The organism is Pseudomonas sp. Eqa60, assembly GCF_018326405.1.
In the GTDB taxonomy this organism is placed as follows: domain Bacteria; phylum Pseudomonadota; class Gammaproteobacteria; order Pseudomonadales; family Pseudomonadaceae; genus Aquipseudomonas; species Aquipseudomonas protegens.
Genome location: NZ_AP024342.1, coordinates 6,173,458 through 6,198,065 on the forward strand (window position 1 = coordinate 6,173,458; position 24,608 = coordinate 6,198,065).

At 65.6% G+C, this 24,608-nt stretch carries 20 protein-coding genes and 1 pseudogene; 14 read left to right on the top strand and 7 right to left on the bottom strand.

The window, feature by feature from the left end; translation table 11 throughout:
- Positions 1-43 precede the first annotated feature (43 nt).
- On the bottom strand, positions 44-1,177 hold the full coding sequence (gene ribD / locus KI242_RS27985) for a bifunctional diaminohydroxyphosphoribosylaminopyrimidine deaminase/5-amino-6-(5-phosphoribosylamino)uracil reductase RibD (RefSeq protein ID WP_053160178.1): 1,134 nt from the start codon (positions 1,175-1,177) through the stop codon (positions 44-46).
- Positions 1,174-1,638, bottom strand: coding sequence for a transcriptional regulator NrdR (nrdR, locus tag KI242_RS27990; protein WP_019095943.1), 465 nt, complete (start codon positions 1,636-1,638; stop codon positions 1,174-1,176). The genes ribD and nrdR overlap by 4 nt, the downstream gene beginning before the upstream one ends.
- Before the next feature lie 129 nt (positions 1,639-1,767).
- Here nrdR and KI242_RS27995 point away from each other — a divergent pair, with 129 nt between their 5' ends.
- The 3 genes from KI242_RS27995 (at position 1,768) to trxA (ending at position 3,814) form a co-directional block, all read left to right on the top strand.
- Positions 1,768-2,226 (top strand): lipoprotein, encoded by a 459-nt coding sequence (locus tag KI242_RS27995; protein WP_041120023.1) that lies wholly within the window; start codon positions 1,768-1,770, stop codon positions 2,224-2,226.
- The gene (locus tag KI242_RS28000) at positions 2,223-2,879 is read left to right on the top strand and encodes a 50S ribosomal protein L11 methyltransferase (RefSeq protein ID WP_053154128.1); all 657 of its coding nucleotides are present in this window, start codon (positions 2,223-2,225) and stop codon (positions 2,877-2,879) included. Before KI242_RS27995 ends, KI242_RS28000 begins: the two co-directional genes overlap by 4 nt.
- A gap of 62 nt (positions 2,880-2,941) precedes the next feature.
- Positions 2,942-3,814, top strand: a complete 873-nt coding sequence (gene trxA / locus KI242_RS28005; RefSeq protein WP_011063742.1) for a thioredoxin — start codon at positions 2,942-2,944, stop codon at positions 3,812-3,814.
- 83 nt (positions 3,815-3,897) lie between these two features.
- Here the strand turns inward: trxA and KI242_RS28010 are convergent, their stop codons facing one another.
- The gene (locus KI242_RS28010) at positions 3,898-4,239 is read right to left on the bottom strand and encodes a hypothetical protein (RefSeq protein WP_015637205.1); all 342 of its coding nucleotides are present in this window, start codon (positions 4,237-4,239) and stop codon (positions 3,898-3,900) included.
- A 134-nt stretch (positions 4,240-4,373) separates the two neighbouring features.
- Here KI242_RS28010 and KI242_RS28015 point away from each other — a divergent pair, with 134 nt between their 5' ends.
- The 5 genes from KI242_RS28015 to KI242_RS28035 all read left to right on the top strand — a co-directional run bounded on the left by KI242_RS28015 (position 4,374) and on the right by KI242_RS28035 (position 8,434).
- Positions 4,374-4,982 (top strand): DUF2796 domain-containing protein, encoded by a 609-nt coding sequence (locus tag KI242_RS28015; protein WP_015637206.1) that lies wholly within the window; start codon positions 4,374-4,376, stop codon positions 4,980-4,982.
- A 61-nt stretch (positions 4,983-5,043) separates the two neighbouring features.
- Entirely contained in the window at positions 5,044-5,754 is a 711-nt protein-coding gene (locus KI242_RS28020; protein ID WP_019093216.1) for an ABC transporter ATP-binding protein, read from the top strand.
- 1 nt (position 5,755) lies between these two features.
- Positions 5,756-7,021, top strand: a complete 1,266-nt coding sequence (locus KI242_RS28025; protein ID WP_015637208.1) for an ABC transporter permease — start codon at positions 5,756-5,758, stop codon at positions 7,019-7,021.
- Between the two features lie 25 nt (positions 7,022-7,046).
- A complete protein-coding gene (locus KI242_RS28030) occupies positions 7,047-7,568 on the top strand; it encodes a DUF3299 domain-containing protein (protein ID WP_212806404.1) in 522 nt (173 codons plus the stop codon).
- A 167-nt stretch (positions 7,569-7,735) separates the two neighbouring features.
- Entirely contained in the window at positions 7,736-8,434 is a 699-nt protein-coding gene (locus KI242_RS28035; protein ID WP_011063748.1) for an OmpW family outer membrane protein, read from the top strand.
- A 58-nt stretch (positions 8,435-8,492) separates the two neighbouring features.
- Here the strand turns inward: KI242_RS28035 and KI242_RS28040 are convergent, their stop codons facing one another.
- Both KI242_RS28040 and KI242_RS28045 read right to left on the bottom strand, forming a co-directional pair.
- Positions 8,493-9,422, bottom strand: a complete 930-nt coding sequence (locus KI242_RS28040; protein ID WP_123473019.1) for an NAD-dependent epimerase/dehydratase family protein — start codon at positions 9,420-9,422, stop codon at positions 8,493-8,495.
- Positions 9,415-10,299: a sugar nucleotide-binding protein gene (locus KI242_RS28045; RefSeq protein WP_053160182.1), complete on the bottom strand. Its 885-nt coding sequence runs from the start codon at positions 10,297-10,299 to the stop codon at positions 9,415-9,417. Before KI242_RS28045 ends, KI242_RS28040 begins: the two co-directional genes overlap by 8 nt.
- 189 nt (positions 10,300-10,488) lie before the next feature.
- Here KI242_RS28045 and KI242_RS28050 point away from each other — a divergent pair, with 189 nt between their 5' ends.
- Positions 10,489-14,775 carry a DEAD/DEAH box helicase gene (locus tag KI242_RS28050; RefSeq protein WP_212805723.1) on the top strand — a complete coding sequence of 1,429 codons (4,287 nt, stop codon included), beginning with the start codon at positions 10,489-10,491 and terminating at the stop codon, positions 14,773-14,775.
- Between the two features lie 337 nt (positions 14,776-15,112).
- On the opposite strand, the gene KI242_RS28055 is transcribed toward KI242_RS28050, so the two are convergent.
- Entirely contained in the window at positions 15,113-17,218 is a 2,106-nt protein-coding gene (locus KI242_RS28055) for a mechanosensitive ion channel family protein (RefSeq protein ID WP_212805724.1), read from the bottom strand.
- Positions 17,219-17,431: 213 nt separating this feature from the next.
- Here KI242_RS28055 and KI242_RS28060 point away from each other — a divergent pair, with 213 nt between their 5' ends.
- Positions 17,432-18,643, top strand: coding sequence for an MFS transporter (locus tag KI242_RS28060; protein WP_041120030.1), 1,212 nt, complete (start codon positions 17,432-17,434; stop codon positions 18,641-18,643).
- A 16-nt stretch (positions 18,644-18,659) separates the two neighbouring features.
- Here the strand turns inward: KI242_RS28060 and KI242_RS28065 are convergent.
- Positions 18,660-19,657: pseudogene (locus KI242_RS28065) on the bottom strand (GlxA family transcriptional regulator).
- A gap of 102 nt (positions 19,658-19,759) precedes the next feature.
- On the opposite strand from KI242_RS28065, the gene KI242_RS28070 reads away from it, so the two are divergent.
- The 4 genes from KI242_RS28070 to KI242_RS28085 all read left to right on the top strand — a co-directional run bounded on the left by KI242_RS28070 (position 19,760) and on the right by KI242_RS28085 (position 24,585).
- On the top strand, positions 19,760-20,326 hold the full coding sequence (locus KI242_RS28070) for a cysteine hydrolase family protein (protein ID WP_011063754.1): 567 nt from the start codon (positions 19,760-19,762) through the stop codon (positions 20,324-20,326).
- 730 nt (positions 20,327-21,056) lie between these two features.
- Complete coding sequence (locus tag KI242_RS28075; RefSeq protein WP_019094224.1) at positions 21,057-22,940, top strand: 3-dehydroquinate synthase; 1,884 nt, start codon at positions 21,057-21,059, stop codon at positions 22,938-22,940.
- A complete protein-coding gene (locus tag KI242_RS28080) occupies positions 22,937-23,821 on the top strand; it encodes a UbiA family prenyltransferase (RefSeq protein ID WP_015637217.1) in 885 nt (294 codons plus the stop codon). Before KI242_RS28075 ends, KI242_RS28080 begins: the two co-directional genes overlap by 4 nt.
- The gene (locus KI242_RS28085; RefSeq protein WP_212805725.1) at positions 23,818-24,585 is read left to right on the top strand and encodes an EboA domain-containing protein; all 768 of its coding nucleotides are present in this window, start codon (positions 23,818-23,820) and stop codon (positions 24,583-24,585) included. Before KI242_RS28080 ends, KI242_RS28085 begins: the two co-directional genes overlap by 4 nt.
- Positions 24,586-24,608 lie beyond the last annotated feature (23 nt).

Here is a 24,608-nt window from a genome sequence, read left to right on the forward strand (position 1 = left end):
TCCTCCTCGAGAACAGGGCCGCCGGGTAGGCGAAAGTCGGGAATTATACGCTCGCTGGCGGGGCCGGGATGGCAGTGACTCGCCAGTCATCGCCCACCGCACGCATTTCTATGATCTTCAGCAATGGCGCCTGGCTCATCTGCGCCAGCGGCCAGTCCAGCAACGGCCGCGCAGAGGAACCGAGGAACTTGCCGGCGACGAATATCTGGTACTCGTCCACCAGGCCCTGCTGGGCAAAGGCCCCGGCCAGGCGTGGGCCGGCTTCCACCAGCACTTCGTTGACCCCACGGGCCGCCAGCTCCAACAGCAGGAGACGCAGATCCACCTGGCCATCGGGGCCTGGAACAATCAGGCATTCCGGGCCGTTGGCGTATTGCTCTTCCACCGCCGCACAAGTGGCAACCAACGCTGGGCCGGCCTTGAAGAATGGCGCATCCAGAGGCACCCGCAGGCGGCCGTCGATCAGCACCCGCAGCGGCGGCCGGCTCATGGCCAGGGCGGTCTGCTCGGCATCCAGGCCCAGTTCGGCGGCGCGCACGGTCAGCCGCGCGTCGTCCGCCAGCACTGTGTCGGCGCCGGTCAGTACCACGCTGGACTCGGCCCGCAGGCGCTGCACTGCAGAGCGCGCCGCAGGGCCAGTGATCCACTGGCTCTCGCCACTGGACATGGCGGTGCGGCCATCCAGGCTCATGGCCAGCTTGACCCGCACATAAGGCAAGCCGTGCTCCATGCGTTTCAGAAAGCCTTTATTGATCGCCCGCGCCTCGCCTTCCAGCACACCGCCATGGGTGTCGATGCCGGCCTGGGCCAGGCGCTGCAAGCCACGGCCGGCCACTTCCGGGTTGGGGTCCTGCATGGCCGCGACCACCCGTGCCACACCGGCATTCACCAGGGCGTCGGCGCAGGGCGGCGTACGCCCGTGATGGCTGCAGGGTTCGAGGGTCACATAGGCGGTGGCGCCACGGGCCAGTTCACCGGCCGCGCGCAGGGCATGCACCTCGGCATGGGGCTCGCCGGCCCGCACGTGCCAGCCCTCGCCCACCACCTGGCCGTCGCGCACGATGACGCAGCCGACACGCGGGTTGGGATGGGTGGAGTAGCGACCCTTGCGCGCCAGTTCCAGAGCACGGGCCATGTAGTGGGCGTCGAGGACCGCTTGCTCGGCAGGCTGGCTCATTGCTTGGCCGGCTCACGGGCGAGACGGTCGATCTCTTCACGGAATTCGTTGAGGTCCTGGAAACGGCGATAGACCGAGGCGAAGCGGATGTAGGCGACTTCATCGAGCTTCTGCAGCTCGGTCATCACCAGCTCACCCACGACCAGCGACTTGACCTCGCGCTCGCCGGTGGCCCGCAGCTTGTGCTTGATGTGCACCAGCGCCGCCTCCAGACGCTCGACACTCACCGGGCGTTTTTCCAGGGCACGCTGCATACCGGCGCGCAGTTTTTCTTCGTCGAAGGGCTGACGGCTGCCGTCAGTCTTGATCAGGCGCGGCATCACCAGTTCGGCGGTTTCAAAGGTGGTGAAACGTTCACCACAGGCCAGGCATTCACGCCGGCGGCGCACCTGTTCGCCCTCGGCGACCAGACGCGAGTCGATGACCTTGGTGTCGTTGGCACCGCAGAAGGGACAGTGCATGGTGGCAGGCAACAAAAAAAGGGAGGGCCATGGTAGCGCATCCCACTGGCAAGACAAGCCATAGCCTTTACGGTATACAGACCGACTATTATGTTTCGCACACGGACATTCGCCTTGTTGGAGCTTCAGATGCCGCTCAGACCGCTCGTTCTGCTCAGTCTTGTCAGCCTGTTGGTCGCTTGCAGCAGCGATACGCCAAAAACCGCGGCCCCCTCCACTTCACAGCAGCAGGCGGTGAAAAAAAATCAGGAACCGGCCGATCCAGGCCCCTTGCCGGCCTACCAGCGCGAGTTGAGTGGCACCCTCGAGGGCGTACCGGCCGGCGCCGACGTCGAGCTGGCCCTGCTGGTGATCGATGAGCGCGGCCGTCCGCAACGCCTGCTGGCCAGCAGCAACCTGAGCGGCACCAGCCAGGCCCTGCCGTTCCGCCTGCGCTTTGCCACCGAAGCCTTTCCGGCCGGCGCCCGGGTCGAACTGCGCGGCCGCGCCAGCCAGTCCGGCCAACTGATCCTGCACCTGCCGGCCCAACGCATCGACCAACCCACCAGCCAGGCCCTGGGCCAACTGCAATTTGTCAAAGCCCCATGAATGTCCCGCTCGACCTGCAAGCTGCCCTCAGCGAACTGCTGGGGGACGCGCGACTGGTAGCCTGCGAGCTGCCCGATACCACGCTGAAGCTCTGGCTGATCGACGCCGACAACATGGACCGCGCCTTCACCCCGGAAGAAACCCGGCGCATCCTCCACGAGCCGCCCTACTGGAGCTTCTGCTGGGCCAGCGGCCTGGCCCTGGCGCGCTACCTGGCCGAGCAGCCGCATTGGGTCGCGGGCAAGCGGGTGCTGGATTTCGGTGCCGGTTCCGGCGTGGCGGCGATTGCCGCGGCCAAGGCCGGGGCCCGGGAAGTGGTGGCCTGTGACCTTGACCCGCTGGCCATTGCCGCCTGCCGGGCGAATGCCCGACTCAATGGCGTCGAGCTGAGCTATTCCATGGATTTCTTCGCCGAGGCCGACCGCTTCGACCTGATCCTGGTGGCGGACGTGCTCTACGACCGGGCCAACCTGCCGCTGCTGGACCAGTTCCTCAGCCGTGGTCGCCAGGCCCTGGTGGCGGATTCCCGCGTACGGGACTTCCAGCACCCGCTCTATCAGCGCCTGGAAATGCTCAATGCCCTCACCCTGCCCGACCTGGCCGAACCCTGGGAATTTCGCAACGTGAGCCTCTATCACGCACAGCGGCGATAGCGATTTTCAGCCTCCCGGCCAGCCTTTATAGTGGTTCCATTCCCGCTTATTCGAGATACCCCATGAGTCAGGAAACGCCCTACATCTTCGACGCCCGCACCGCTGATTTCGACCAGTCGGTGATCGAGAACTCCTTTCACAAGCCGGTCCTGGTGGACTTCTGGGCCGAGTGGTGTGCGCCCTGCAAGGCGCTGATGCCGATGCTGCAGCAAATTGCCGAGAGCTATCAGGGCGAACTGCTGCTGGCCAAGGTCAACTGCGACATCGAGCAGGACATCGTCGCCCGCTTCGGCATCCGCAGCCTGCCCACCGTGGTGCTGTTCAAGGACGGCCAGCCCGTAGACGGCTTTGCCGGTGCGCAACCGGAATCCGCGGTGCGGGCCATGCTCGAACCCCATGTGCAGATGCCGCCACCGCCGGCCGCCGATCCGCTGGAACAGGCCGAAGCCCTGTTTGCCGAAGGTCGTATCGGCGATGCCGAGGCCCTGCTCAAGGTGCTGCTGGGCGAAGACAACAGCAACGCCAAGGCGCTGATCCTCTACGCCCGCTGCCTGGCCGAGCGTGGCGAGCTGGGTGAAGCCCAGACCGTGCTCGACGCGGTCAAGAGCGATGAGCACAAGGCGGCCCTGGCCGGAGCCAAGGCGCAGATCACCTTCCTCAAGCAGGCCGCGGACCTGCCGGACGCCGCCGAGCTCAAGGCGCGCCTGGCCAAGGACCCGCAGGACGATGAAGCGCTGTACCAACTGGCGATCCAGCAACTGGCGCGCCAGCAATATGAAGCGGCGCTCGAAGCCCTGCTCAAGCTGTTCATGCGCAACCGCAGCTACAACGAAGGCATCGCCCACAAGACCCTGCTGCAAGTCTTCGACCTGCTGGGCAACGACCACCCGCTGGTGACCGCCTACCGCCGCAAGCTGTTCGCCGCCCTGTACTGAGCCGGCTGGTGCAGGAGCTGGCTTGCCAGCGAAAGCGTTCTGACAGGCCGAACGCGTTCGCCAGCAAGCGGGCTCCTGCAGGGTCATTGCACCCAGCTGTAGATCGGCGTATCGGCGCCGCTCACCACCTTGACCTCGGCGCAGTGGCGCAAGCGCACCAACAAGCGCTTGCCTGCCGCCGCGCTACCGGCCAGCCCTTCCAATTGCTCCAGCAACTCCGGCCCGCTGAGCTGCCCGGCCTTGCGCAGCAACTCCTTGGTGGTCTGCCACAGGGCATCGTCCTGGCTGGCCGGCTTCGCCGCCACCGCGACGCTCTCGGGCTTGGCCGCCTGCAACTGCGCACCCAGTTGCGCCCAGTCGCCTTCGTCCAGTTCAAGGGTCAAATCCACCGGCCAGTCGCCGATGCTTCCACGAATCCGCAACATTGCTGTGCTCCTGAATTTTTCTGACGAGCATGCTCCCACGCGTCTTGCACAACGCCAAGCGGCCGGTCAAACTCAGCGGCCGATTGTTATAAGATCACATAACATTTATTTCATCTTCGCTCCGGAGACTTGCTATGCGCCGTCTGCTACTCGCCCTGCCGTTCGCCCTGTTGCCGCTGGCCGCCGCCCAGGCCGCGCAAGCCCATGATCACGAGCATGAACATGGCAGCCTCGGCGCCCACGAACATGGAGTCGGCCGTTTGAACGCAGTGCTCGACGGCCAGACCCTGGAACTGGAGCTGGAGAGCCCGGCAATGAACCTGGTGGGCTTCGAACACGCTCCGAGCACCGACGCCGACAAGGCCAAGGTGGCTGCCGCCCGCACCCAGCTGGAACAGCCGCTGGTGCTGTTCAGCCTGCCCAAGGCAGCGGCGTGCGTGGTGGCCAAGCAGGAGCTGGAGAGCCCGCTGTTCGGCGACCAGCCCGATGCCGATGATCACGATGACGACGACCACGACGAAGATGCCAAGGACACCGCTGGCCACGAGCATCACCATGAGCACAGCGAGATCCACGCCCACTACCAGTTCACCTGCGCCAAGCCGGATGCCCTGAAGACCCTCGATCTGGGGCAGGTCTTCAAGACCTTCCCCGCCACCCAGAAAATTCAGGTACAACTCATTTCGCCGAATGGCCAGCAGGGCGTCGAAGCCAGCGCCACGGCGGCAACCCTGAAGTTCTGAGCGCCAACCCTGTAGCCGCTGCCTTCGGCGGCTACAACACTCATCCGATGATCGACCCGACATGACCCAAGCACTTATCGAACTGTCCAACCTGGGCTTCAACTGGCCCGGTCATCCACCGTTACTGGACATCCCGGACTTTCGCCTGGAAGTCGGCGAAACCCTGTTCCTCAAGGGCCCCAGCGGCAGCGGCAAGACCACCCTGCTGGGCCTGCTGGGCGGCGTGCAGAAACCCAACCAGGGCAGCATTCGCCTGCTGGGCCAGGAGCTGACCGAGCTTTCGGCCGGCGCCCGCGACCGCTTTCGCGTCGATCACACCGGCTACATCTTCCAGCAGTTCAACCTGCTGCCGTTTCTCTCGGTACGCGAGAACGTCGAGCTGCCCTGCCACTTCTCCAAGCTACGGGCCGGCCGCGCCGCACAGCGCCATGGCAGCGTCGACCAGGCCGCAGCCACCCTGCTGGCCCACCTGGGGCTGAAGGACCCGGAGCTGCTCGGCCGCCGCGCCGATTCGCTATCCATCGGCCAGCAGCAGCGGGTCGCTGCGGCCCGGGCGCTGATCGGCCAGCCGGAACTGGTGATTGCCGACGAACCGACTTCGGCGCTGGACCACGACGCCCGGGAAGCCTTCCTCCAATTGCTGTTCGCCGAATGCCGTGAAGCCGGGGCCAGCCTGCTGTTCGTCAGCCACGACCAGAGCCTGGCAGCGCTGTTCGATCGCAACCTGTCGCTGGCCGAACTCAATCGCGCCGCCAAGCCCGCAGAGGTCTGAGATGTATCTGTTCCGTCTAGCCATGGCCAGCCTGGCTAACCGTCGCTTCACCGCGATCCTCACGGCCTTCGCCATTGCCCTCTCGGTCTGCCTGCTGCTGGCGGTGGAGCGGGTGCGCACCGAAGCCCGGGCCAGTTTCGCCAGCACCATCAGCGGCACCGACCTGATCGTCGGCGCCCGTTCCGGTTCGGTGAACCTGCTGCTGTACTCGGTATTCCGCATCGGCAACGCCACCAACAACATCCGCTGGGACAGCTTCGAGCACTTCGCCAGCAACCCCAAGGTGAAATGGGCAATCCCGATTTCCCTGGGCGACTCCCACCGCGGCTACCGGGTGATGGGCACCACCGACGCCTACTTCCAGCACTACCAGTACGGCCACCAGCAGAACCTGCAACTGGCGGTGGGCCGGGCCTTCGCCAGCGACCCCTTCGAAGTGGTGCTGGGGGCCGAAGTCGCCGATGCCTTGCACTACAAGCTGGGGGACAAGCTGGTACTGGCCCATGGCGTGGCGGCCATCAGCCTGGTCAAGCACGACGACAAGCCCTTCACCGTGGTCGGCATCCTCAAGCGCACCGGCACTCCGGTGGACCGCACCCTGCACATCAGCCTGGGCGGCATGGAGGCGATCCACATCGACTGGCACAACGGCGTGCCGGCCCGTGGCGAGGGGCGCATCAGCGCCGACCAGGCGCGCAACATGGACCTGACGCCCCAGGCCATCACCGCCTTCATGCTGGGCCTCAACAGCAAGATCTCGACCTTCGCCCTGCAACGGGAGATCAACGAATTCCGCGGCGAGCCGATGCTGGCGATCCTGCCCGGCGTGGCCCTGCAGGAACTCTGGAGCCTGATGGGCACCGCCGAGAAAGCCTTGTTCGTGGTGTCGCTGTTCGTGGTCCTGACCGGCCTGATCGGCATGCTCACGGCGATCCTCACCAGCCTCAATGAACGCCGGCGGGAGATGGCCATCCTGCGCTCGGTGGGCGCTCGCCCCTGGCACATTGCGACCCTGCTGATCTTCGAAGCCTTCGCCCTGGCGCTGTTCGGGGTGCTGGCCGGGCTTGGCCTGCTGTACCTGGGCATCGCCCTGGCCCAGGGCTACGTGCAGTCGAATTACGGCCTGTACCTGCCACTGTCCTGGCCCAGCCAGTATGAGTGGACGCTGCTGGGCGGTATTCTGATCGCCGCGCTGCTGATGGGCAGCGTGCCGGCCTGGCGCGCCTACCGGCAATCCCTGGCCGATGGCCTGTCGATTCGTTTATGAGCCCTGGTTTATGAAGACCCAACGCTTGCTGCGCTCTCTGCTTGCCCTGTCGCTGCTGTTCAGCTCGCCGCTGTGGGCGGCGGGGGCTCCGAAGGAGCTGACCTGGTCGGAAATGATCCCGCCGGACGCGCCGCCGGAAGTGCCGAACATGAAGCCGCTGCACGACCTGTCGCAGATGAGCGATGCGCTGTCCGCCGAATCGGCTCCCGCTGCCAAGCAGGACCTGCCCAATGCCCCGGTGGTGAAGAGCCTCGACGGCCAATCGGTGCGCCTGCCCGGCTACATCGTGCCCCTGGAAGTGAGCGAGGAAGGACGCACCACAGACTTCCTGCTGGTGCCCTACTTCGGCGCCTGCATCCACGTACCGCCACCGCCGTCGAACCAGATCGTCCACGTCACCAGCGAAGTCGGGGTGAAACTCGATGAGCTGTACCAGCCGTACTGGATCGAAGGCGACATGCAGGTCAAGCCCTCCACCAGCGAGCTGGCGGATGCCGGCTACCAGATGGCGGCGCAGAAGATCTACGTCTACGAGTTGCCGGAGTAAAAGAGTGCGGGCGGGCGACGCCCGGGGAACGTCAAAAGAGTGCGGGGCAAAAGAATAGTTCACCCCGCCAACCGGGGTTTGCCATTTCATTGAGCTGAGTCAAGGCGGTCAACTTGACGATCCTTACCATTGGACATAGCCAATCTGAATCGTCCTTTGGAGCTCCCATGCACAAGTCTCTGCTTAGCGCCTCCCTGATCGCGCTCGCACTCGCCGCCCCGATTGCCAACGCCCACGAAGCTGGTGACATCATCGTTCGTGCCGGTGCGATTACCGTCAAACCCAAAGCCAACAGCTCCGACGTCAAGGTCGACAGCGGCCCACTGGCTGGCGCCAACCTGGGCGGCAAGGCGACCATGGACAGCGACACTCAGTTGGGCTTGAACTTCGCCTACATGCTGACCAACAACATCGGTATCGAGTTGCTGGCCGCCACCCCGTTCGAACACGACGTGAAGATCCGCAACACGTCCCTGGCTCCGGCCAACGGCAAGCTGGGTACTCTCAAGCACCTGCCACCGACCCTGAGCGTGGTGTACTACCCGCTGGACCACAAGTCGGTGTTCCAACCCTACGTCGGTGCCGGTATCAACTACACCTGGATCTACGACGAGCACGTCGGCAGCCGCGCCCAGTCCGAAGGTTTCGACAACTTCCGCGCCAAGAACTCCTGGGGCCTGGCCTGGCAGATCGGTGCCGACTACATGCTGACCGACAACATCATGATCAACGCCCAGGCACGCTACATCGACATCGATACCCGCGCCTACGTGGACAACAACGCCCTGGCCGCCGGCACTCGTGCCAAGGTCAATGTGGACGTCGACCCATGGGTCTACATGGTGGGCCTGGGTTACAAGTTCTAAACCCGCCAGCAATAAAAAAGGCGCCTGCAAGGCGCCTTTTTCATGTGCGTGTTTTCCCTCAGCGCCCCATCAGGCGGGCGAGGCCGACGCTCATCGAGGTCGGCTCGGGGAACTTGAAGCGCTGCAGCAGGCGCTGGTTGCCAGCCCGCGAATGGCGGATATCGCCCGCCCGAGCCGGGCCGTAGCTGATGGGTGGCAAGGCACCCACCACCTCGGCCAGGGCCGCGAGCATCTGCTTGAGGGTCGTGGCCTGGTTCAAGCCAACGTTGACCGCTCCCACTTCCAACTGCGGCGCCTCGATGGCCTGCACCAGCACCTGAACCAGATCGCCGACGTAGACGAAATCCCGGGTCTGCTCGCCATCGCCGAACACGGTGATCGGCAAGCCTTGCTGGGCCCGTTCGCTGAAGATGCTGATCACCCCGGAATAGGGCGAAGACGGATCCTGGCGCGGGCCGAAGATGTTGAAGAAGCGAAAGATCGCCGGTTCCAGCCCGTGCTGGCGCCGGTAGAAATCCAGGTAGTGCTCGCTGGCCAGCTTGTCCGAGGCATAAGGGGTCAGCGGCGCCTTGGCCGTGTCCTCATCGATGGACTGGCCTTCCCCGTTGTTGCCATACACCGCGGCGCTGGAAGCGAACAGCACTCGCTTGACGCCGTGCTCACGCATGGCCTCACAGACATTCAGGGTACCGATGAAATTGCTCTGATGGGTCTGCACCGGGTCGTCCACCGAGGCCTGCACCGAAGCCACCGCTGCCAGGTGCGCCACAGCGCAGCAGCCTTGCATGGCCTGGCTGACCAGCGACGCATCGGCCACATTGCCCTCGATCAGCTCGACCCGCGGATCAGCCAGCGGCAGGTTACTCGGTTTGCCGGTGGACAAGTCGTCCAGCACCCGCACCGCGTAGCCCTTGGCGAGCAGGGCATCGGCCAGGTGCGAGCCAATGAAACCGGCACCGCCGGTGATCAATACGAGGCCTTCAGCCATGACGATAAAACCTATCCAGTAAAGCCGGGAGCGCGGCACGCCAGGCGCGCGGCTTGATCCCGAAGGTATGAAGGATTTTCTTGCAGGCCAGCACTGCGTGCTGCGGTTCCTCGGCGGCATCGGCGCTGGCGGCATGGGCCTGGGCGGTCGGCGCCTCGATGGCCAGCGGGTGCAATTGCCGGGCTTCGGTCAGCACCGCCTGCCCCAGGGCCAGGGGCGTGGTGGCTTCCTGGCCGGCGTAGTGGTAGGTGCCCCAAAGCGGCGCGGCGCAATCGAGCTGCTTGAGCACCGAGATGATCACCCGCGCGGCATCGTCCACCGGGGTCGGATTACCCCGCCGGTCGTCGGCCATCACCAGTTCGTCCGGGGATTCGGCCCGGGCCAGGAAACGCCCGAGAATGCCGTCCGGGCTGTCATCCAGCAGCCAGCCGAAACGCAGCAGCACGTGCTGCGGGCAGGTGGCGCGAACGCTTTGCTCGATCCGCCACAGAGCCTGGCCGCGCAGGCCCAGGGGCACCGGCTCGTCCTTTTCGCTGTAGGCAGTCGCCCGGGAGCCGTCGAACACCCGGTAGCTCGAAGGTTGCAGGAGGATGATGTTGTGATGCTGGCAAAGCTCTGCCAGGCGCTCGACCGCCCGTTCCTGGCCGCTCAAGCGCGCCTCGCTCACGCTCTCCGCCTGAAACCAGTCGAAGTAGTAAGCCAGGTTGATCAAGGCATCCGGGCGGGTGTCGTCGAGCAGTTGCGTAAGGCTCGCGGCATCCCAGCCGTCTTGCGGCGGACGGGGGGCGAGGAAACCGATGTCTTCCTCCGCACCCAGGCGAATCAGCGCCTGCCCAAGGGCATTTCCGCCGCCCAGTAACATAAGGCGCATTCGCATAGAGTCAGCAGGCCCAGTCTGTTCAGAACGATGGTTGGAGTCGGCCAGTCTCGTGGGGCTGGCCGTCGATAATTGCCGGAATCGTTGCATTTTGCGGGTTTGTGGCGCAAGCGTCACTCAGAAAGTGTCGAGGCCCCATGGAATCAACGGTGCTTGCAAGTTGCCGGATGCGGCCGCATAAATCCATCCATGAACCTTGCCCAATCCGTGAATCCGGTGCTGGACGGCTTCCACCCCGCTGTCAGCGCCTGGTTCAAGCATACCTTTGCCGCTGTGACCCCGGCCCAGGCCCGCGCCTGGCCGCTGATCGCCCAGCGCCGCTCGACCCTGATCGCCGCGCCCACCGGCTCCGGCAAGACCCTGACCGCCTTTCTTGCAGTGATCGATGACCTGGTGCGCCAGGGGCTGGCCGGCGGTGGCCAGCTGCCGGACGCCACCCTGGTGGTGTATGTGTCGCCACTCAAGGCCTTGAGCAATGACATTCAGATCAACCTGCAGCAGCCACTGGCGGGCATCACCGAGCAATTGCGCCGCATGGGCCTGCCGGAACTGTCCATCAGCACCGCGGTGCGCACCGGCGATACTCCGCAGAAAGACCGCAACGCCATGCGCAAGAGCGCGCCGCAGATCCTCGTCACCACCCCGGAATCCCTCTACGTGCTGCTGGGCTCGGATTCCGGCCGCAGGATGCTGGCCAGCACCCGCAGCGTGATCGTCGACGAAATCCACGCCCTGGCCGGCAGCAAGCGCGGCAGCCACCTGGCCCTGAGCCTGGAACGCTTGCAGGCCTTGTGCGCCGAACCCTTGCTGCGCATCGGCCTGTCCGCCACGCAGAAGCCCATCGAAGCCGTGTCGCGCTTTCTGGTGGGCCACGGCCGCCCTTGCGAAATTGTCGATATCGGCCACGCCCGGCCCCGGGACCTGGACATCGAAGTGCCGCCGGTGCCGCTGTCGGCGGTCATGGCCAATGACGTCTGGGAGCTGGTGTACGAGCGCCTCGCCAACCTGGCCAGGGAACACCGCACCACGCTGATATTCGTCAACACCCGGCGCCTGGCCGAGCGCCTGGCCCGCCACCTCAGCGAGCGCCTGGGCAAGCAGGCGGTGGCCGCGCACCACGGCAGCCTGGCCAAGGAGCAGCGCCTGGAAGCCGAGCAGCGACTCAAGGCCGGCGACCTGCAAGTGCTGATCGCTACCGCTTCCCTGGAGCTGGGGATCGATATCGGTGATGTCGACCTGGTGTGCCAGATCGGCTCGCCGCGCTCGATCTCGGCCTTTCTGCAGCGGGTCGGCCGCTCCGGTCACCAGGTGGGCGGCACGCCCAAGGGCCGGTTGTTCGCCCTGACCCGCGACGACCTGATCGAATGCGCCGCCCTGCTCGACTGCGTGCGCCGGGGCGAACTGGACACTCTACTGATTCCCCATGCCCCCCTGGATGTGCTGGCCCAGCAAATCGTCGCTGAAGTCAGCTGCCAGGAGTGGTCGGAAGCCGCGCTGCTGGACATGCTGCGCCAGGCCGCGCCCTACGCCGACCTGGATCAGGCCCACTACCAGGCGCTGTTGCAGATGCTCGCCGAGGGCTTCAACGGGCGCCAGGGCCTGCGCAGCGCCTACCTGCACCGCGACGCCCTGGCCCGCACCCTGCGCGGGCGCCAAGGCGCCCAACTGACCGCGCTGACCAGCGGCGGGACCATCCCCGACAACGCCGACTACAGCGTGCTGCTGGAGCCCCAGGGGCTGAACATTGGCAGCGTCAACGAAGACTTCGCCGTGGAAAGCATTGCCGGCGACGTGTTCCAGCTGGGCAACACCTCCTATCGCATCCTGCGGGTGGAAACCGGCAAGGTGCGGGTCGAGGATGCCCAGGGCCAGCCGCCGAACATTCCCTTCTGGCTCGGCGAAGCCCCCGGGCGCAGCGCCGAACTCTCCAGTGCCGTGGCACGCCTGCTGGCCCAACTCGACGAGTTGCTCGGCGCCACGCCCGGCCAGTTGCAAGCGGCCATCCACTGGTTGCACCACGAACTGGGCCTGAACCTGGCCAGCGCCGAGCAACTGGTGGATTACCTGGCACCGGCGCGCCTGGCCCTGGGCGCGCTGCCGTCCCAGGACACGCTGATCATGGAGCGCTTCTTCGACGAGTCCGGCGGCACCCAACTGGTGATCCACAGCCCCTTCGGCAGCCGCATCAACCGCGCCTGGGGCCTGGCCCTGCGCAAGCGTTTCTGCCGCACCTTCAATTTCGAATTGCAGGCGGCCGCCAGCGAGGACGCGATCGTCCTTTCCCTGTCCACCAGCCACAGCTTCGCCCTGGACGAGGTCTGGCGTTACCTGCACAGCAACAGCGCCGAACACATCCTGGTCCAGGCGCTGCTGGACGCACCGCTGTTCGGCGTGCGCTGGCGCTGGAACGCCGGAGTGGCGCTAGCCCTGCCGCGCTACAGCGGCGGGCGCAAAGTGCCGCCGCAGATCCAGCGCATGAAAAGCGAAGACCTGATCGCCAGCGTGTTTCCCGACCAGATCGCCTGCCTGGAAAACCTGGCCGGCGAGCGCGAGATTCCCGACCATCCGCTGGTGGAGCAGACCCTCGACGACTGCCTGCACGAAGCCATGGACAGCGAAGGCTGGTTGAACCTGCTGCGGCGCATGGAACAGGGCCAGGTGCGCCTGCTCAGCCGCGAACTGCCGGCGCCCTCGCCCCTGGCGGCGGAAATCCTCAGCGCCAAGCCCTACACCTTTCTCGACGACGCGCCCCTGGAGGAACGCCGTACCCAGGCGGTGCTGGCCCGGCGCTGGAGCGACCCGCAAGCCACCGACGACCTGGGCGCCCTGGATGCCGAAGCGATTGCCGCGGTGGCCGCCGAAGCCTGGCCAGCCCCGGCCAGTGCCGATGAAATGCACGAAGCGCTGATGAGCCTGGCCTGTATCAGCGAAGCCGAGGCCCAGGCCAACCTCCACTGGCCCGAGTGGCTGCAAGCCCTTTCCAGCCAGGGCCGCGCCTGCCGCTTGCAGGCCGGCCCGGGCGGCGGCTTGTGGCTGGCCCTGGAGCGCATCTGCTGTCTGCGGGCGCTGTACCCTCAGGCCGCCTTGCAACCCGCGCTGCAACCGGTGCCCGGTTTCGACCAGGCCTGGGAGGCACAGCCGGCCCTGGTGGAGCTGATTCGCGCCCGCCTCAGCGGCTTCGCTCCCCTGACCCTGGCGCAGATCGCCGCGCCCCTGGGCCTGCCCGCTTCCAGCATCCACCAGGCGCTGATCCAGCTGGAGAGCGAAGGTTATGTGCTGCGGGGGCGCTTCAGCCCTGGCGGCGATGAAGAACAATGGTGCGAACGTCACCTGCTGGCGCGGATCCACCGCTACACGGTGAAGCGCCTGCGCCGGGAAATCGAACCGGTGGCCTTGCAGGATTTCATGCGCTTTCTGTTCGACTGGCAACACCTGTCGCCGGGTACCCAGGGCCAGGGCAGCGCCATGCTGGCCGAGGTGGTCGCGCAGTTCGAAGGCTACCCCGCAGCGGCCTCGGCCTGGGACAGCGACCTGCTGCCGGCGCGCCTGAAGGATTACTCCGCCAGTTGGCTGGATGACCTGTGCCGCAGCGGCAAGGTGGTCTGGAGCCGGATCAACAGCAGCGGCAAGATCGCCGCCAGCGCCCTGCGCAGCACCCCCATCGTGTTGCTGCCCCGGGCCCGCGTGGCGCTCTGGAACGCCCTGACCTGCCCCATCGACAGCAGTGACCTGTCACCCAAGGCCCAGAAGGTTCACGCCGTACTGAGCCAGCTGGGCGCATTGTTTTTCGATGAACTGCTGCAGGAAGCCCACCTGCTGCGCAGCGAACTGGAAACCGTGCTGCAGGAACTGGTAGGCGCCGGATGGGTGAACGCCGACAGCTTCGCCGGGCTGCGGGCCCTGATCACCCCGGCCAGCAAGCGCCAGAACCGCAGCAGCCGACGGGGTCGCGGCGCCTTCGTCGGAGGAATGGACGACGCGGGGCGCTGGGCCTTGTTGCGCCGCGCCGCCAGCGAGGATAGCGCCGCCACCCTGGAGCACGTGGCCATGACCCTGCTACGCCGCTATGGCGTGGTGTTCTGGCGCCTGCTGGAGCGCGAGGCCGACTGGCTGCCCAACTGGCGCGATTTGCTGCGTACCTTCCATCGCCTGGAAGCCCGCGGAGAAATTCGCGGCGGGCGCTTCGTCAGCGGCCTGGCCGGCGAGCAGTTCGCCCTGCCGGAAGCCATCCCGCTACTGCGCGAAGTGCGCCGCCGGCCCCATGACGGCAGCCTGATCGCGGTGTGCGGCGTCGACCCGCTGAACCTTGCCGGGACCCTGCTGCCCGGGCCCAAGGTCCCGGCCCTGAGCGGCAACCGCCTGGTGTTCCGCGACGGCCTGCCGGCGGCCGCCGACATCGGCGGCACCCAGCACCTGTGGCTGGAGCTGGAACCCCAGGCCGCCCAGGCCCTGCGCAACAAGCTCATCCGGCACTGACCTCCCCCCGTAGGAGCCGGCTGCCGGCGAAAGGGCCCGTGAGCCCTGCGCCACATCTAGCGGCCTCTTCGCTGGCAAGCCAGCTCCTACCCAGGCAGCAGGCGCCCTTCCAGACAATCCACGCCCACCCTCGTAGGAGCCGGCTTGCCGGCGAAAGGGTCCGTGAGCCCTGCGCCAGATCCAGCGGCCTCTTCGCTGGCAAGCCAGCTCCTACCCAGGCAGCAGGCGCCCTTCCAGACAATCCACGCCCACCCTCGTAGGAGCCGGCTTGCCGGCGAAAAGGCTCGTGAGCCCTGCGCCAGATCCAGCGGCCCTTGCGCTGGCCGTCGTTGCCCAATCATTGCGGGCGTGGGGATTCGGGGAGCAGCAGCGCCGAGTCGTCCTGTTCCGGTTCGTCTTCATGCACCCGCCGCGCCGGTAGCACCACCGGCTGTGGATAAGTCTGGGCGAAATGCACCCAGGGGCAGTTATCCACAAGCTTTTTCAGACGCTGGTTGAAGGCCCGGCTCACCGCGTACTGGCCGCCGGACACCGTGCGGAACTGGGCCGTCAGCACCACGCCGTTGAGGTCCATCTTGTCCACCCCGAACACGTCCAGGCCGCCTTGCAGGTTGTAGCGCAGGAAGCTGTCCTCGCTGATGGAGCGCCCGGCTTCGCGGATCAGTTCGATGGCCTTGTCGACGTCGGTGTCGTAGGTGAACTGCACCGAGAAGAAGGCATAGGCGAACTGCCGCGACTGGTTGGTGACCGCCTTGATCTGGCCGAACGGCACCGAATGCACGAAACCCTTGCCGTCGCGCAGGCGCAGGGTGCGGATGGTCAGGCCCTCGACGGTGCCGGCATGGCCGGAGTCGAGCACCACCCAGTCACCAATGGACAGGGTGTCTTCGATGATGATGAACAGGCCGGTGATCACGTCCTGCACCAGTTGCTGGGAACCGAAACCGATGGCCAGGCCTACCACCCCGGCACCGGCCAGCAGCGGCGCGACGTTGATCCCCAGGTTGGCCATGGTGGTGATCGCGCAGATCACCACCAGGATGATTTTGATCGCATTGCGCAGCAGCGGCAGGATGGTCTTGACCCGGGTACTGGGCTGACGCGCCGAACGCTTGTTGGCCGGTGGCTTGAGGGCCTCCTGGATCGCCGTGTCGAGCACCACCCACAGCAGCCAGGTCACCAGGAAGATCAGGCCGATGCTGCTCAGGGAGTCGCTGATGGCCCGGCCCACGGTATTGCGCTGGGCGAACTCGAACAGCGAGATCCCCCAGATGCGCCCGAGGATCTCGATGAAGGCGATGGCCATGACGATCCGCAGCAGGGCGTGCAACAGGCTCAGGAAACGCTCCTTGTAGGCGCTGCTGCGCTGAATCGTCTGGGCGCTACGGGACTTGAACAGGTGCTGCAGCACGGTGCTGAGGAACACCGTGGCGATCAGCAGCACGGTGGTCAGCAAGGCGCAGCGCAGGGCCTGCTGGCTGTCCTCGCCGGCACCGATCAGGCTCACCGCCGAGACCAGCACCATCAGCAGGATCGGCCAGTACCAGAGCCCGGAAAAGATCCGCAGCGACTCCTGCAACGCCGGCTGTTTCAGACGCTGGGCCAGGGAGCGGTTGCGGATCAGGTGCGCCACCGGCCGGCGCAGGCCGATCACCAGCACCGCGAAGATCAGCGAGGCCAGCAGGCCGGTGAACACCGCCACGCTGCTGGTGATATTGCCCCCCAGCTGGCGGGCGATCTGCGGGCTGGTGAGGGCATCGCTGAGAGCCGCAAGGAAACCGATCAGAAACAGCGGTTTCGGGCAGTAGCCACGGATGATCCGCACCGCGGGCCGCTTGTGCCCGACGTTGAACATCACGATCAGGCACAACAGCACCGAGGTCGAGACGATGCCGCTGCTGGTGGCATAGGCCAGGCACAGGGCCAGCGCCCGCCCCACCGAACCGTTCAGGGAATGGCTGACGTAAAGCGTCAGCGGCAGGCAGACCAAGGCCGGCAAGGTGTAAGGCAGCAGGTATTCCAACAGGCCCTGGCCTCGGGGCCGGGCTTGCAGCCAGGGCCGCTGGCTCAGCCGCCGTACCAGCAACCCGGCCAGCACCGTGAGCAGGGCGAAGCTGCCCAGCCAGGTGCCGGACAAGGTGAGGAAATCCCCGGCCACGCTCCAGCCCGAGCGGTCCGAGGGCTGGTTCACCAGGCGCCCCACTTCGTCCGCCGCGCGGTCGGCCCGCAGGCGCCAGGCGTCGATCAGGTTTTCATTGAGGTCGAGCTTGTCCTGGACATCGTCGATGCTCGAACTGATGGCGCCCAGCAGGCCCCCTTCCACCAGCAGTTCCGGCTTGGCCGCGGCCGCCGCCGGGGCTGTTGCGGCAGTGGCGGCGCAGAGCTCGCTGCTGCCCAGGACGAGCAGCATCCCGAGCAAGATCGCGGTCTTGAAATTCAACACAACGCAGGGCTCCTTCAGCAGGGTCTGTAAGGAACTGATCAGCAAACGCCCGGCAAGTTCGCTTCAGTTGCCCCCGGGGCCGGCGCGCCGGTGAACGACGGGCTCCGGGATCCTTGACCCACAGGCAAATATCTTGTGCCGATAGGGCTATTTTTCCGCACGAGTCAAACCCGGACACTGCGCGCCAATCCCACTTTCACCGGAGTTGCAGTGATGCCCATTGCCCTGCTCGCGCTGACCCTCAGCGCATTCGCCATCGGCACGACCGAGTTCGTTATCGTTGGCCTGCTACCCACCATAGGTACCGACCTCGGGGTCAGCCTGCCGTCCGCCGGCCTGCTGGTCAGCCTCTACGCTCTGGGCGTGGCGATTGGCGCCCCGGTGCTCACCGCCCTCAGCGGCAAGGTGCCGCGCAAGCTGTTGCTGCTGTCGCTGATGGTGCTGTTCACCCTTGGCAACCTGCTGGCCTGGAAGGCACCCGGGTATGAATCCCTGGTGCTGGCACGGATTGTCACGGGCCTGGCCCACGGGGTGTTCTTCTCCATCGGCTCGACCATCGCCACCAGCCTGGTGCCCAAGGAAAAAGCCGCCAGCGCGATCGCCATCATGTTCACCGGGCTCACCGTGGCCCTGGTCACCGGCGTACCCCTGGGCACCTTTATCGGCCAGCATCTGGGCTGGCGCGAAACCTTCCTCGCAGTGTCCGCCCTGGGGGTGATCGCCTTTATCGGCAGCCTGCTGTTCGTGCCGAAGAATATTACCCACCGCCCGCCGGCGTCGCTGCTGCAACAACTGCAGGTGCTCAAGCAACCGCGCCTGCTGCTGGTGTACGCCATGACCGCGGTGGGTTACGGCGGCTCGTTCATCGCCTTCACCTTCCTGGCGCCGATCCTCCAGGACATTTCCGGCTTCAGCGCCGGCACCGTGAGCCTGGTGCTGCTGGTGTACGGCGTGTCGGTGGCGGTGGGCAATATCTGGGGCGGCAAGCTGGCGGACCGGCGCGGACCGATCGGCGCCCTGAAGATCATCTTCGCCCTGCTCGCCGCGGTGCTGCTGATGCTCAGCCTCACCGCCGGCAACCCATGGCTGGCGCTGCTGACCGTGCTGCTGTGGGGCGCGGTGGCGTTTGGCAACGTACCGGGGCTGCAGGTCTATGTGGTACGTCAGGCCGAGCACTACACACCCCAGGCGGTGGACGTGGCGTCCGGCCTGAACATTGCCGCCTTCAACCTGGGGATTGCCGGTGGAGCCTGGCTGGGGGGCTTGATCGTCGCTCACCTGGGGCTGATCCACACCGCCTGGATCGGCGCGCTGGTGGTGCTGGTGGCCCTGGCCCTGACCGTGTTGAGCGGCCACCTGGATCGCCGCAACCCGCTAGCGTTCGCGCCGGCCGGCGGCAGCGTCCGGGCAGTGGCCGGCCACTGAACAGGCCGCAGCCGGGTTACGGTACCCGGCTTGCAGCCGTTGAGGTGGCACCGAAGCGATTGCGATATTCACTGGGCGCCAGCCCGGTGATTTTCCGGAACAGGCTGCGAAAGGTGGCAGGGTCCTGATAACCCACGGTCCAGGCGATGTGATCGATGCTGCCGTTGGTGAACTCCAGCAGTTCCCGGGCCTTGCCCACCCGCAGGTGCTGACAGTACTGGGTCGGCTTGAGGCCGGTGGCCGCCCGGAAGCGCCGCAGCAAGGTGCGCGGCTCAAGCCCCGCCTGCTGCGCCATCACCGGCAGCGAAACATCCACCGCGCCATTGGCCTGCAGCCAGTGCTGGAGCTTGAGAATCGCCCCGTCGCCGTGGCTGAGGATCGGTGCGAAATTGCTGCCGCACTGGCTCGCGCTGGCACTGTGTTCCATCACCAGAAAGCGCGCCGTGGCACTGGCGATGCTCGGCCCCAGCAAGCGGTTCACCAGGCGCAGACCAAGCTCGGCCCAGGCCATCAGCCCGGCGCTGGTGATCAGGTCGCCGTCATCGACAATGGGTTTGTCCGCTTCCAGGCGCACCTGTGGGTAACGCTCGGCGAAGGCCTGGGCCGAGGTCCAGTGGGTGGTGGCGCTGCGGCCATCGAGCAGGCCGCTTTCGGCCAGCAGGATCGAGCCCACACAGACCCCGCCCAGGGTGGCTCCGGCGGCGTGTTGCTGGCGCAGCCAGTCCATCAGGGCGGCAGATGACTGATGGCTTGAGAAGCCCGCCAGCGAAGGCGGGATCAATACCGCCAACAAGGCCCGGGGGCTTCGGCCAGGCTGTCGTGGACCCGCACCGGAGGCAGTTCGCCGCTGGCCTGCCAGTGGCTGACGCGCAACCGCGGCAACTGCGCCTGCGGCTGTTCGCCGGCAATCCGGTTGGCCACCTCGAACAAGTCGCTCAGGCCATGTACCGCCGCCATCTGCACACCGGGATAGAGCAGTACCCCCAATTCGGCGTGCGTGCCTTGAATACCCACTGTCAGTTTTCCCCCGGTTAATGTCGGTGCGGCCAATCCTCGAAGGAACGACCGATGGCGATACTGGCTCCCACGTCAATCACTCACCCGCAGGTATTACCCATGGCCAGACAGGCACTCATCGTAATCGATATCCAGAACGACTACTTCGCCGACGGCAAGTGGCCCCTGATCGGCGTCGACGCTGCAGCGGACAACGCCGCCCGGCTGATCCAGGCATTTCGCCAGAACGCTGAACCTGTGGTGCACATCCGCCACGAATTCACCTCCGACGACGCTCCCTTCTTCACTCCCGGCTCCCCAGGTGCGCAGTTGCACCCCAAGGTCCAGAACCACGCCGATGAGCCGGTGGTGCTCAAGCATTTCGTCAACGCATTCCGCGACACCGAGCTGCAATCGCTGCTCACGCGGCAGGGCATCGAGGAACTGGTGATCGTCGGCAACATGAGCCACATGTGTGTGGAAGGCACTGCCCGGGCCGCTGCCGACCTGGGCTACCCGGTCAAGGTGATCCATGACGCCTGTGCCACTCTCGACCTGGAGTTCGCTGGCCAGCGCGTGCCCGCCGCCCAGGTACAAAGTGCGGTGATGGCGGCCCTGGCGTTCGCCTATGCCAGCGTGCTGTCCACCGAGCAGTTTCTGGCGGCCGGGCAGGCCCCTGCGGCTTGATCACCCGCAAGCGGTGAGCCGTGGCTCACCGCAACTTCATGGCACCAGGCATTTCCCGGATTAAGTTCGCCGCTGTTTACCAAGAGGTTAATAGCGGCAAATGCCAATAGTTGCAGGACCTACAAGTTAACCATAATGCGCACGAATGATTCCCATTAACAAAAAACACTCCCCGACAACCCGCTCGGACAGCTCTATGGAACAACTAAATAAAACCCCATTAATAAGCAAGCCATTAAATAGCTGACTAATAGTAATCAAGGGTTAATCCGTTATTTCAAAACCTGATTTGAAACATTTGTAAAAATCCATCAAGAGCTGCCCTCGCACATGACTTAGTGCGCTTTCATGAAACGATTTTTTCTATATATCCAATTTTCATAATCTTTATAGCAAAGTAAAAAACAGCCCCACCGCCTATACCATCCCCAGCATTCATTGAGCAAGAACAGGCTCCACCAAACTTCTTGCAAGACGTTCAGCGGAGCCGCCCCGGACTAAACACGCACTTTCCCCTGAAGCCATAAAAATGCCTTGCAGGCCACTTCATTCAACTTACTTGCAAAACCCTCGGCCTTGACTAAGTTGATAGCTACTCGCCACTGAAGTGTTCTTCAGCCGCCAGAAGATCAATAAAAACCGTCGAGGAATTCAATAACCAGACGCCCTCCTGCCCTACCCAGCTGACACTGACACGGAATCCAGTCATATCAATCAAGAGGGACGCTTGATGAAGCGCAGCTCGTTGTCTCGTGCCTTTTCACTCAAGGGTGCGGCCGAAAATTACTGGCTCTCGTTATTACTATTCTCGATCCTGGTTATCGCCAGTTTCCTGTTGTTTGAACAGCAGATCCAACAACTGCTGAGTCACCTGGGCACCTTCCTTCCCACCGATCCCGTACAACGCCTGAGCCTGGCCCTGTTGCTGGTAACCCTGTTGGCCCTGGACGTGCTGCTGCCCGTGCCCTCCAGCCTGGTGGCACTGCTGGCCGTGGCGGCCCTGGGCGCCATTGGCGGCTACCTGGTGATTTTCATCGGCCTGTGCCTGGGGGCCAGCCTCGGCTACTGGCTGGGGGCCGGCTACTTCCGCCTGCTGTCCAATTGGCTGGGGCTCAGGACCTGGCAACCCGGGCAACTGGCCTATCGCCTCAGCACCCTGTCGCTGGTGTGCCTGCGTGGCGTGCCGGTGCTGGCAGAAACCTCGGTGCTGGCCGCCGGCATGCAACGTTATCCGCTGCGCCAGTTTCTCCTGGTCACCACCCTGGCCAACGCCGGGCTGGCCCTGGCCTATGCCGCCATCGGCAGCCTGCTGGTGGAACAGAACGCCCTGCTGGCAACCATTCTCGCCAGCATGGTGCTGCCCGGGCTGTTCCTCGGCACCCGCAGCCTGTTCAAGAGCCGCCTGGCCCAGCCCCGGTACGATCAGGCGCAGTCTCTGGAGGGCCGCTTCCAGGTGAGCTACCACTACCCGGTGCTGTTCACCGATCACATCTTCCAGGCCGACAACCCCTGCCTGCACCAGCAACTGACCCGGCAGAACCCGGGGCGCACCACGGTGCTGGTGTTTGTCGATGAACAACTGCTGCTGTGCTCGCCCCAGTTGCCGCTGCAGATCGACCACTACTTCAGCGCCCACGCCGCCGACCTGCATCTGCAGGCCGCACCGATCGCGGTGCCGGCCGGCGAATTGAGCAAGACCCCGGACGTGCTCCAGCAGCTGTACGCGCAGATGCTGGAACACGGCCTGGATCGCCACTGCTATGTGCTGGCCCTGGGCGGCGGCGCAGTGCTGGACGCAGTGGGCTATGCCTGCGCCACCTTCCACCGGGGCATGCGCCTGATCCGCATCCCGTCCACCGTGCTGGCGCAGAACGATGCCGGCATCGGGGTGAAGAATGGCATCAACGCCTTCGCCCAGAAAAACCTGCTGGGGGCCTTCTACCCGGCCACAGCGGTGATCAACGACTTCCAGCTGCTGCTCAGCCTTTCCCACCGGGACCAGATTGCCGGCCTGGCCGAAGCGGTCAAGGTCGCGGTGATCAAGGATGCCGCGTTCTTCCAGTGGATGGAGCAGCAGGCCGAAGCCCTGGCCGGTTTCGAGCACAACGCCAGCCGCTACGCCATTCGCCGCTGCGCCGAACTGCACCTGGGTCATATCACCGGTGCCGGCGATCCGTTCGAACGGGGCAATGGCCGCCCCCTGGACTACGGGCACTGGGCCGCCCACAAGCTGGAGAACCTCAGCCAGCATCGCTTGCGCCACGGTGAAGCGGTGGCCGTGGGCATGGCCCTGGATGCGCTGTATGCCAACGCCAGCGGCCTGCTGTCTGACGCCGACTGCCAGCGCCTGTTGCGACTGCTGGACAGGCTCGGCTTCAACCTCTGCCCGCCGGAACTGAGCCTGCGGGACAGCCAGGGGCGTTCGCCGATCCTGGTGGGCCTGGAAGAGTTCCGCCAGCACCTGGGGGGCCAGCTGTCGATCCCGATGCTCAACCGCCTGGGCCAGTCGGTGGATGTGCACCAGATCGACATGCCGCTGATGGAACAGGCCCTGCTGCGCCTGGCGGGTTTCGGCGGGCCGGATTTCGCCTGGGGCCCGGGGTGCGCGCAATGACCCAATCGTCGCTGACCACCTGGCTGACCCTGGGCCGGGTCTCCAACCTGCCAACGGTATGGACCAATGCCTTGGCAGCCGCGCTGCTGGCCAGCAGCGCTACCACCCTGGCGCCGCCCTCGCCGCTGGTCTGGACCCTGCTGCTGGTGGCGCTCTCGGCGCTGTACCTGGCGGGCATGCTGCTCAACGACCTGATGGACGCCGACTGGGACCAGCAGCACCACAACCCGCGGCCGATCGTTCTCGGCCTGGTCAGCCGCGCCCAGGTCCGCCTGGCCACTGCCGCGCTGCTGCTGCTGGCGGCGCTGGCGGTCCTCGGCCTGAGCCGGATGATTGCCCAGCCCCACTGGCTGCTGGCCAGCGCCGGATTGCTGCTGCTGTTTATCCTTGGCTACAACCTTCTGCACAAGAAATATCCCCACAGCGTCTGGCTGATGGGCGGCTGCCGCTCGGCGCTGTACCTGACCGCCGCCGCCAGCCTGGCCATGCCGCCCCAGCCATTGTGGCTGTGCGCCGCGCTGCTGGGCACCTACATCGCCGGCTTGACCTACCTGGCCCGCCTGGAGCATCGCAACCAGTTGCTCAGCCGCCTGCCGCTGCTGCTCATGCTCAGCCCTCTGCTCCTGGCCGCCTATGCCGGCAACAGCGTGTTCTGGCTGGTCCTGCTGCTGTGGCTGGGCTGGTTGGGCTGGCACTACCAGCGCCACCTGGCCAACCCGCAACAACGGCAGGTCCGCGCCTTCATCGGTGCCGGGCTGGCCGCCCTGCCGCTGTTCGACGCCCTAGTGCTGGCGGTGGCCAACCAGCCCTTGGGCAGCCTGCTGTGTGTGCTGGTGTTCTTTCTGCTTCCCCACCTTCAACGCTGGATCAAGCCGACATGAACATGGATCCCATCGCCCCTGCGCCGCCGGCGCTTGCCATTCGCCATGGTGCCTTCGCCGAGCGCCAGCAATTGCTGGAACGGCATCTGGACGACGACAGCCGAAGCTGGTGGCAGCAAGCCCGGGAACAACTGGCCCGGCAGCCCTCGGCCAACACCCTGATGCTGCTCAGCAGTCAGTGTCGGCGCCGCTTGGCCAGCGCACCGCTGGCCCCCAGCCCGGACTGCAACTGCACTCAACTGGCCCGGGCGCTGCTGCTGGCCCAGTTGCTGGAGCAGCAGGCCGGCGCCGGGCAACTGGCCCTGTTGCGCCAGCTGTTTCTCTGGGGCGACGACCAGGAAAAGGCTGCCCTGCTCAAGGCCCTGGATGACCTCGACAGCCAGGGGGCCAGCCTCGACCTGGCGCTCCAGGCCGGGCGCACCAACAACCGCGAGGTGTTCGCCGCCATCGCCCTGGACAACCCCTTTGCCGCGCGCCACTACCCGGAACGGGCCTTCCACCAGCTGGTGCTCAAGACCCTGGGCATGGGCCTGGACAGCCGCCACATCCACGGCCTGGCAGAACGGCGCAGCGTCGACCTCAACCAGTTGGCCCTGGACCTGATGGAAGAACAGCTGGCCGCCGAGCGCGAGGTCGCCGACGGCCTGCCCCAGGCCATTGCCTTCGAGCTGTTGAGCCAGGCCCAGTTGCAGCGCCTGCGAGGCCTGTACCAGCAGGGACGATTGCCTGCGCACTGGCGCGACCACTTCCCGGCAGGCGGTTGACCCCCGGCAGCTGAGCCCACGAT

Coding starts and splice junctions, on each gene's coding strand:
- ribD (WP_053160178.1), bottom strand. CDS start 1,177: ATGAGCCAGCCTGCCGAGCAAGCGGTCCTCGACGCCCACTACATGGCC.
- nrdR (WP_019095943.1), bottom strand. CDS start 1,638: ATGCACTGTCCCTTCTGCGGTGCCAACGACACCAAGGTCATCGACTCG.
- KI242_RS27995 (WP_041120023.1), top strand. CDS start 1,768: ATGCCGCTCAGACCGCTCGTTCTGCTCAGTCTTGTCAGCCTGTTGGTC.
- KI242_RS28000 (WP_053154128.1), top strand. CDS start 2,223: ATGAATGTCCCGCTCGACCTGCAAGCTGCCCTCAGCGAACTGCTGGGG.
- trxA (WP_011063742.1), top strand. CDS start 2,942: ATGAGTCAGGAAACGCCCTACATCTTCGACGCCCGCACCGCTGATTTC.
- KI242_RS28010 (WP_015637205.1), bottom strand. CDS start 4,239: ATGTTGCGGATTCGTGGAAGCATCGGCGACTGGCCGGTGGATTTGACC.
- KI242_RS28015 (WP_015637206.1), top strand. CDS start 4,374: ATGCGCCGTCTGCTACTCGCCCTGCCGTTCGCCCTGTTGCCGCTGGCC.
- KI242_RS28020 (WP_019093216.1), top strand. CDS start 5,044: ATGACCCAAGCACTTATCGAACTGTCCAACCTGGGCTTCAACTGGCCC.
- KI242_RS28025 (WP_015637208.1), top strand. CDS start 5,756: ATGTATCTGTTCCGTCTAGCCATGGCCAGCCTGGCTAACCGTCGCTTC.
- KI242_RS28035 (WP_011063748.1), top strand. CDS start 7,736: ATGCACAAGTCTCTGCTTAGCGCCTCCCTGATCGCGCTCGCACTCGCC.
- KI242_RS28040 (WP_123473019.1), bottom strand. CDS start 9,422: ATGGCTGAAGGCCTCGTATTGATCACCGGCGGTGCCGGTTTCATTGGC.
- KI242_RS28045 (WP_053160182.1), bottom strand. CDS start 10,299: ATGCGAATGCGCCTTATGTTACTGGGCGGCGGAAATGCCCTTGGGCAG.
- KI242_RS28050 (WP_212805723.1), top strand. CDS start 10,489: ATGAACCTTGCCCAATCCGTGAATCCGGTGCTGGACGGCTTCCACCCC.
- KI242_RS28060 (WP_041120030.1), top strand. CDS start 17,432: ATGCCCATTGCCCTGCTCGCGCTGACCCTCAGCGCATTCGCCATCGGC.
- KI242_RS28070 (WP_011063754.1), top strand. CDS start 19,760: ATGGCCAGACAGGCACTCATCGTAATCGATATCCAGAACGACTACTTC.
- KI242_RS28075 (WP_019094224.1), top strand. CDS start 21,057: ATGAAGCGCAGCTCGTTGTCTCGTGCCTTTTCACTCAAGGGTGCGGCC.
- KI242_RS28080 (WP_015637217.1), top strand. CDS start 22,937: ATGACCCAATCGTCGCTGACCACCTGGCTGACCCTGGGCCGGGTCTCC.
- KI242_RS28085 (WP_212805725.1), top strand. CDS start 23,818: ATGAACATGGATCCCATCGCCCCTGCGCCGCCGGCGCTTGCCATTCGC.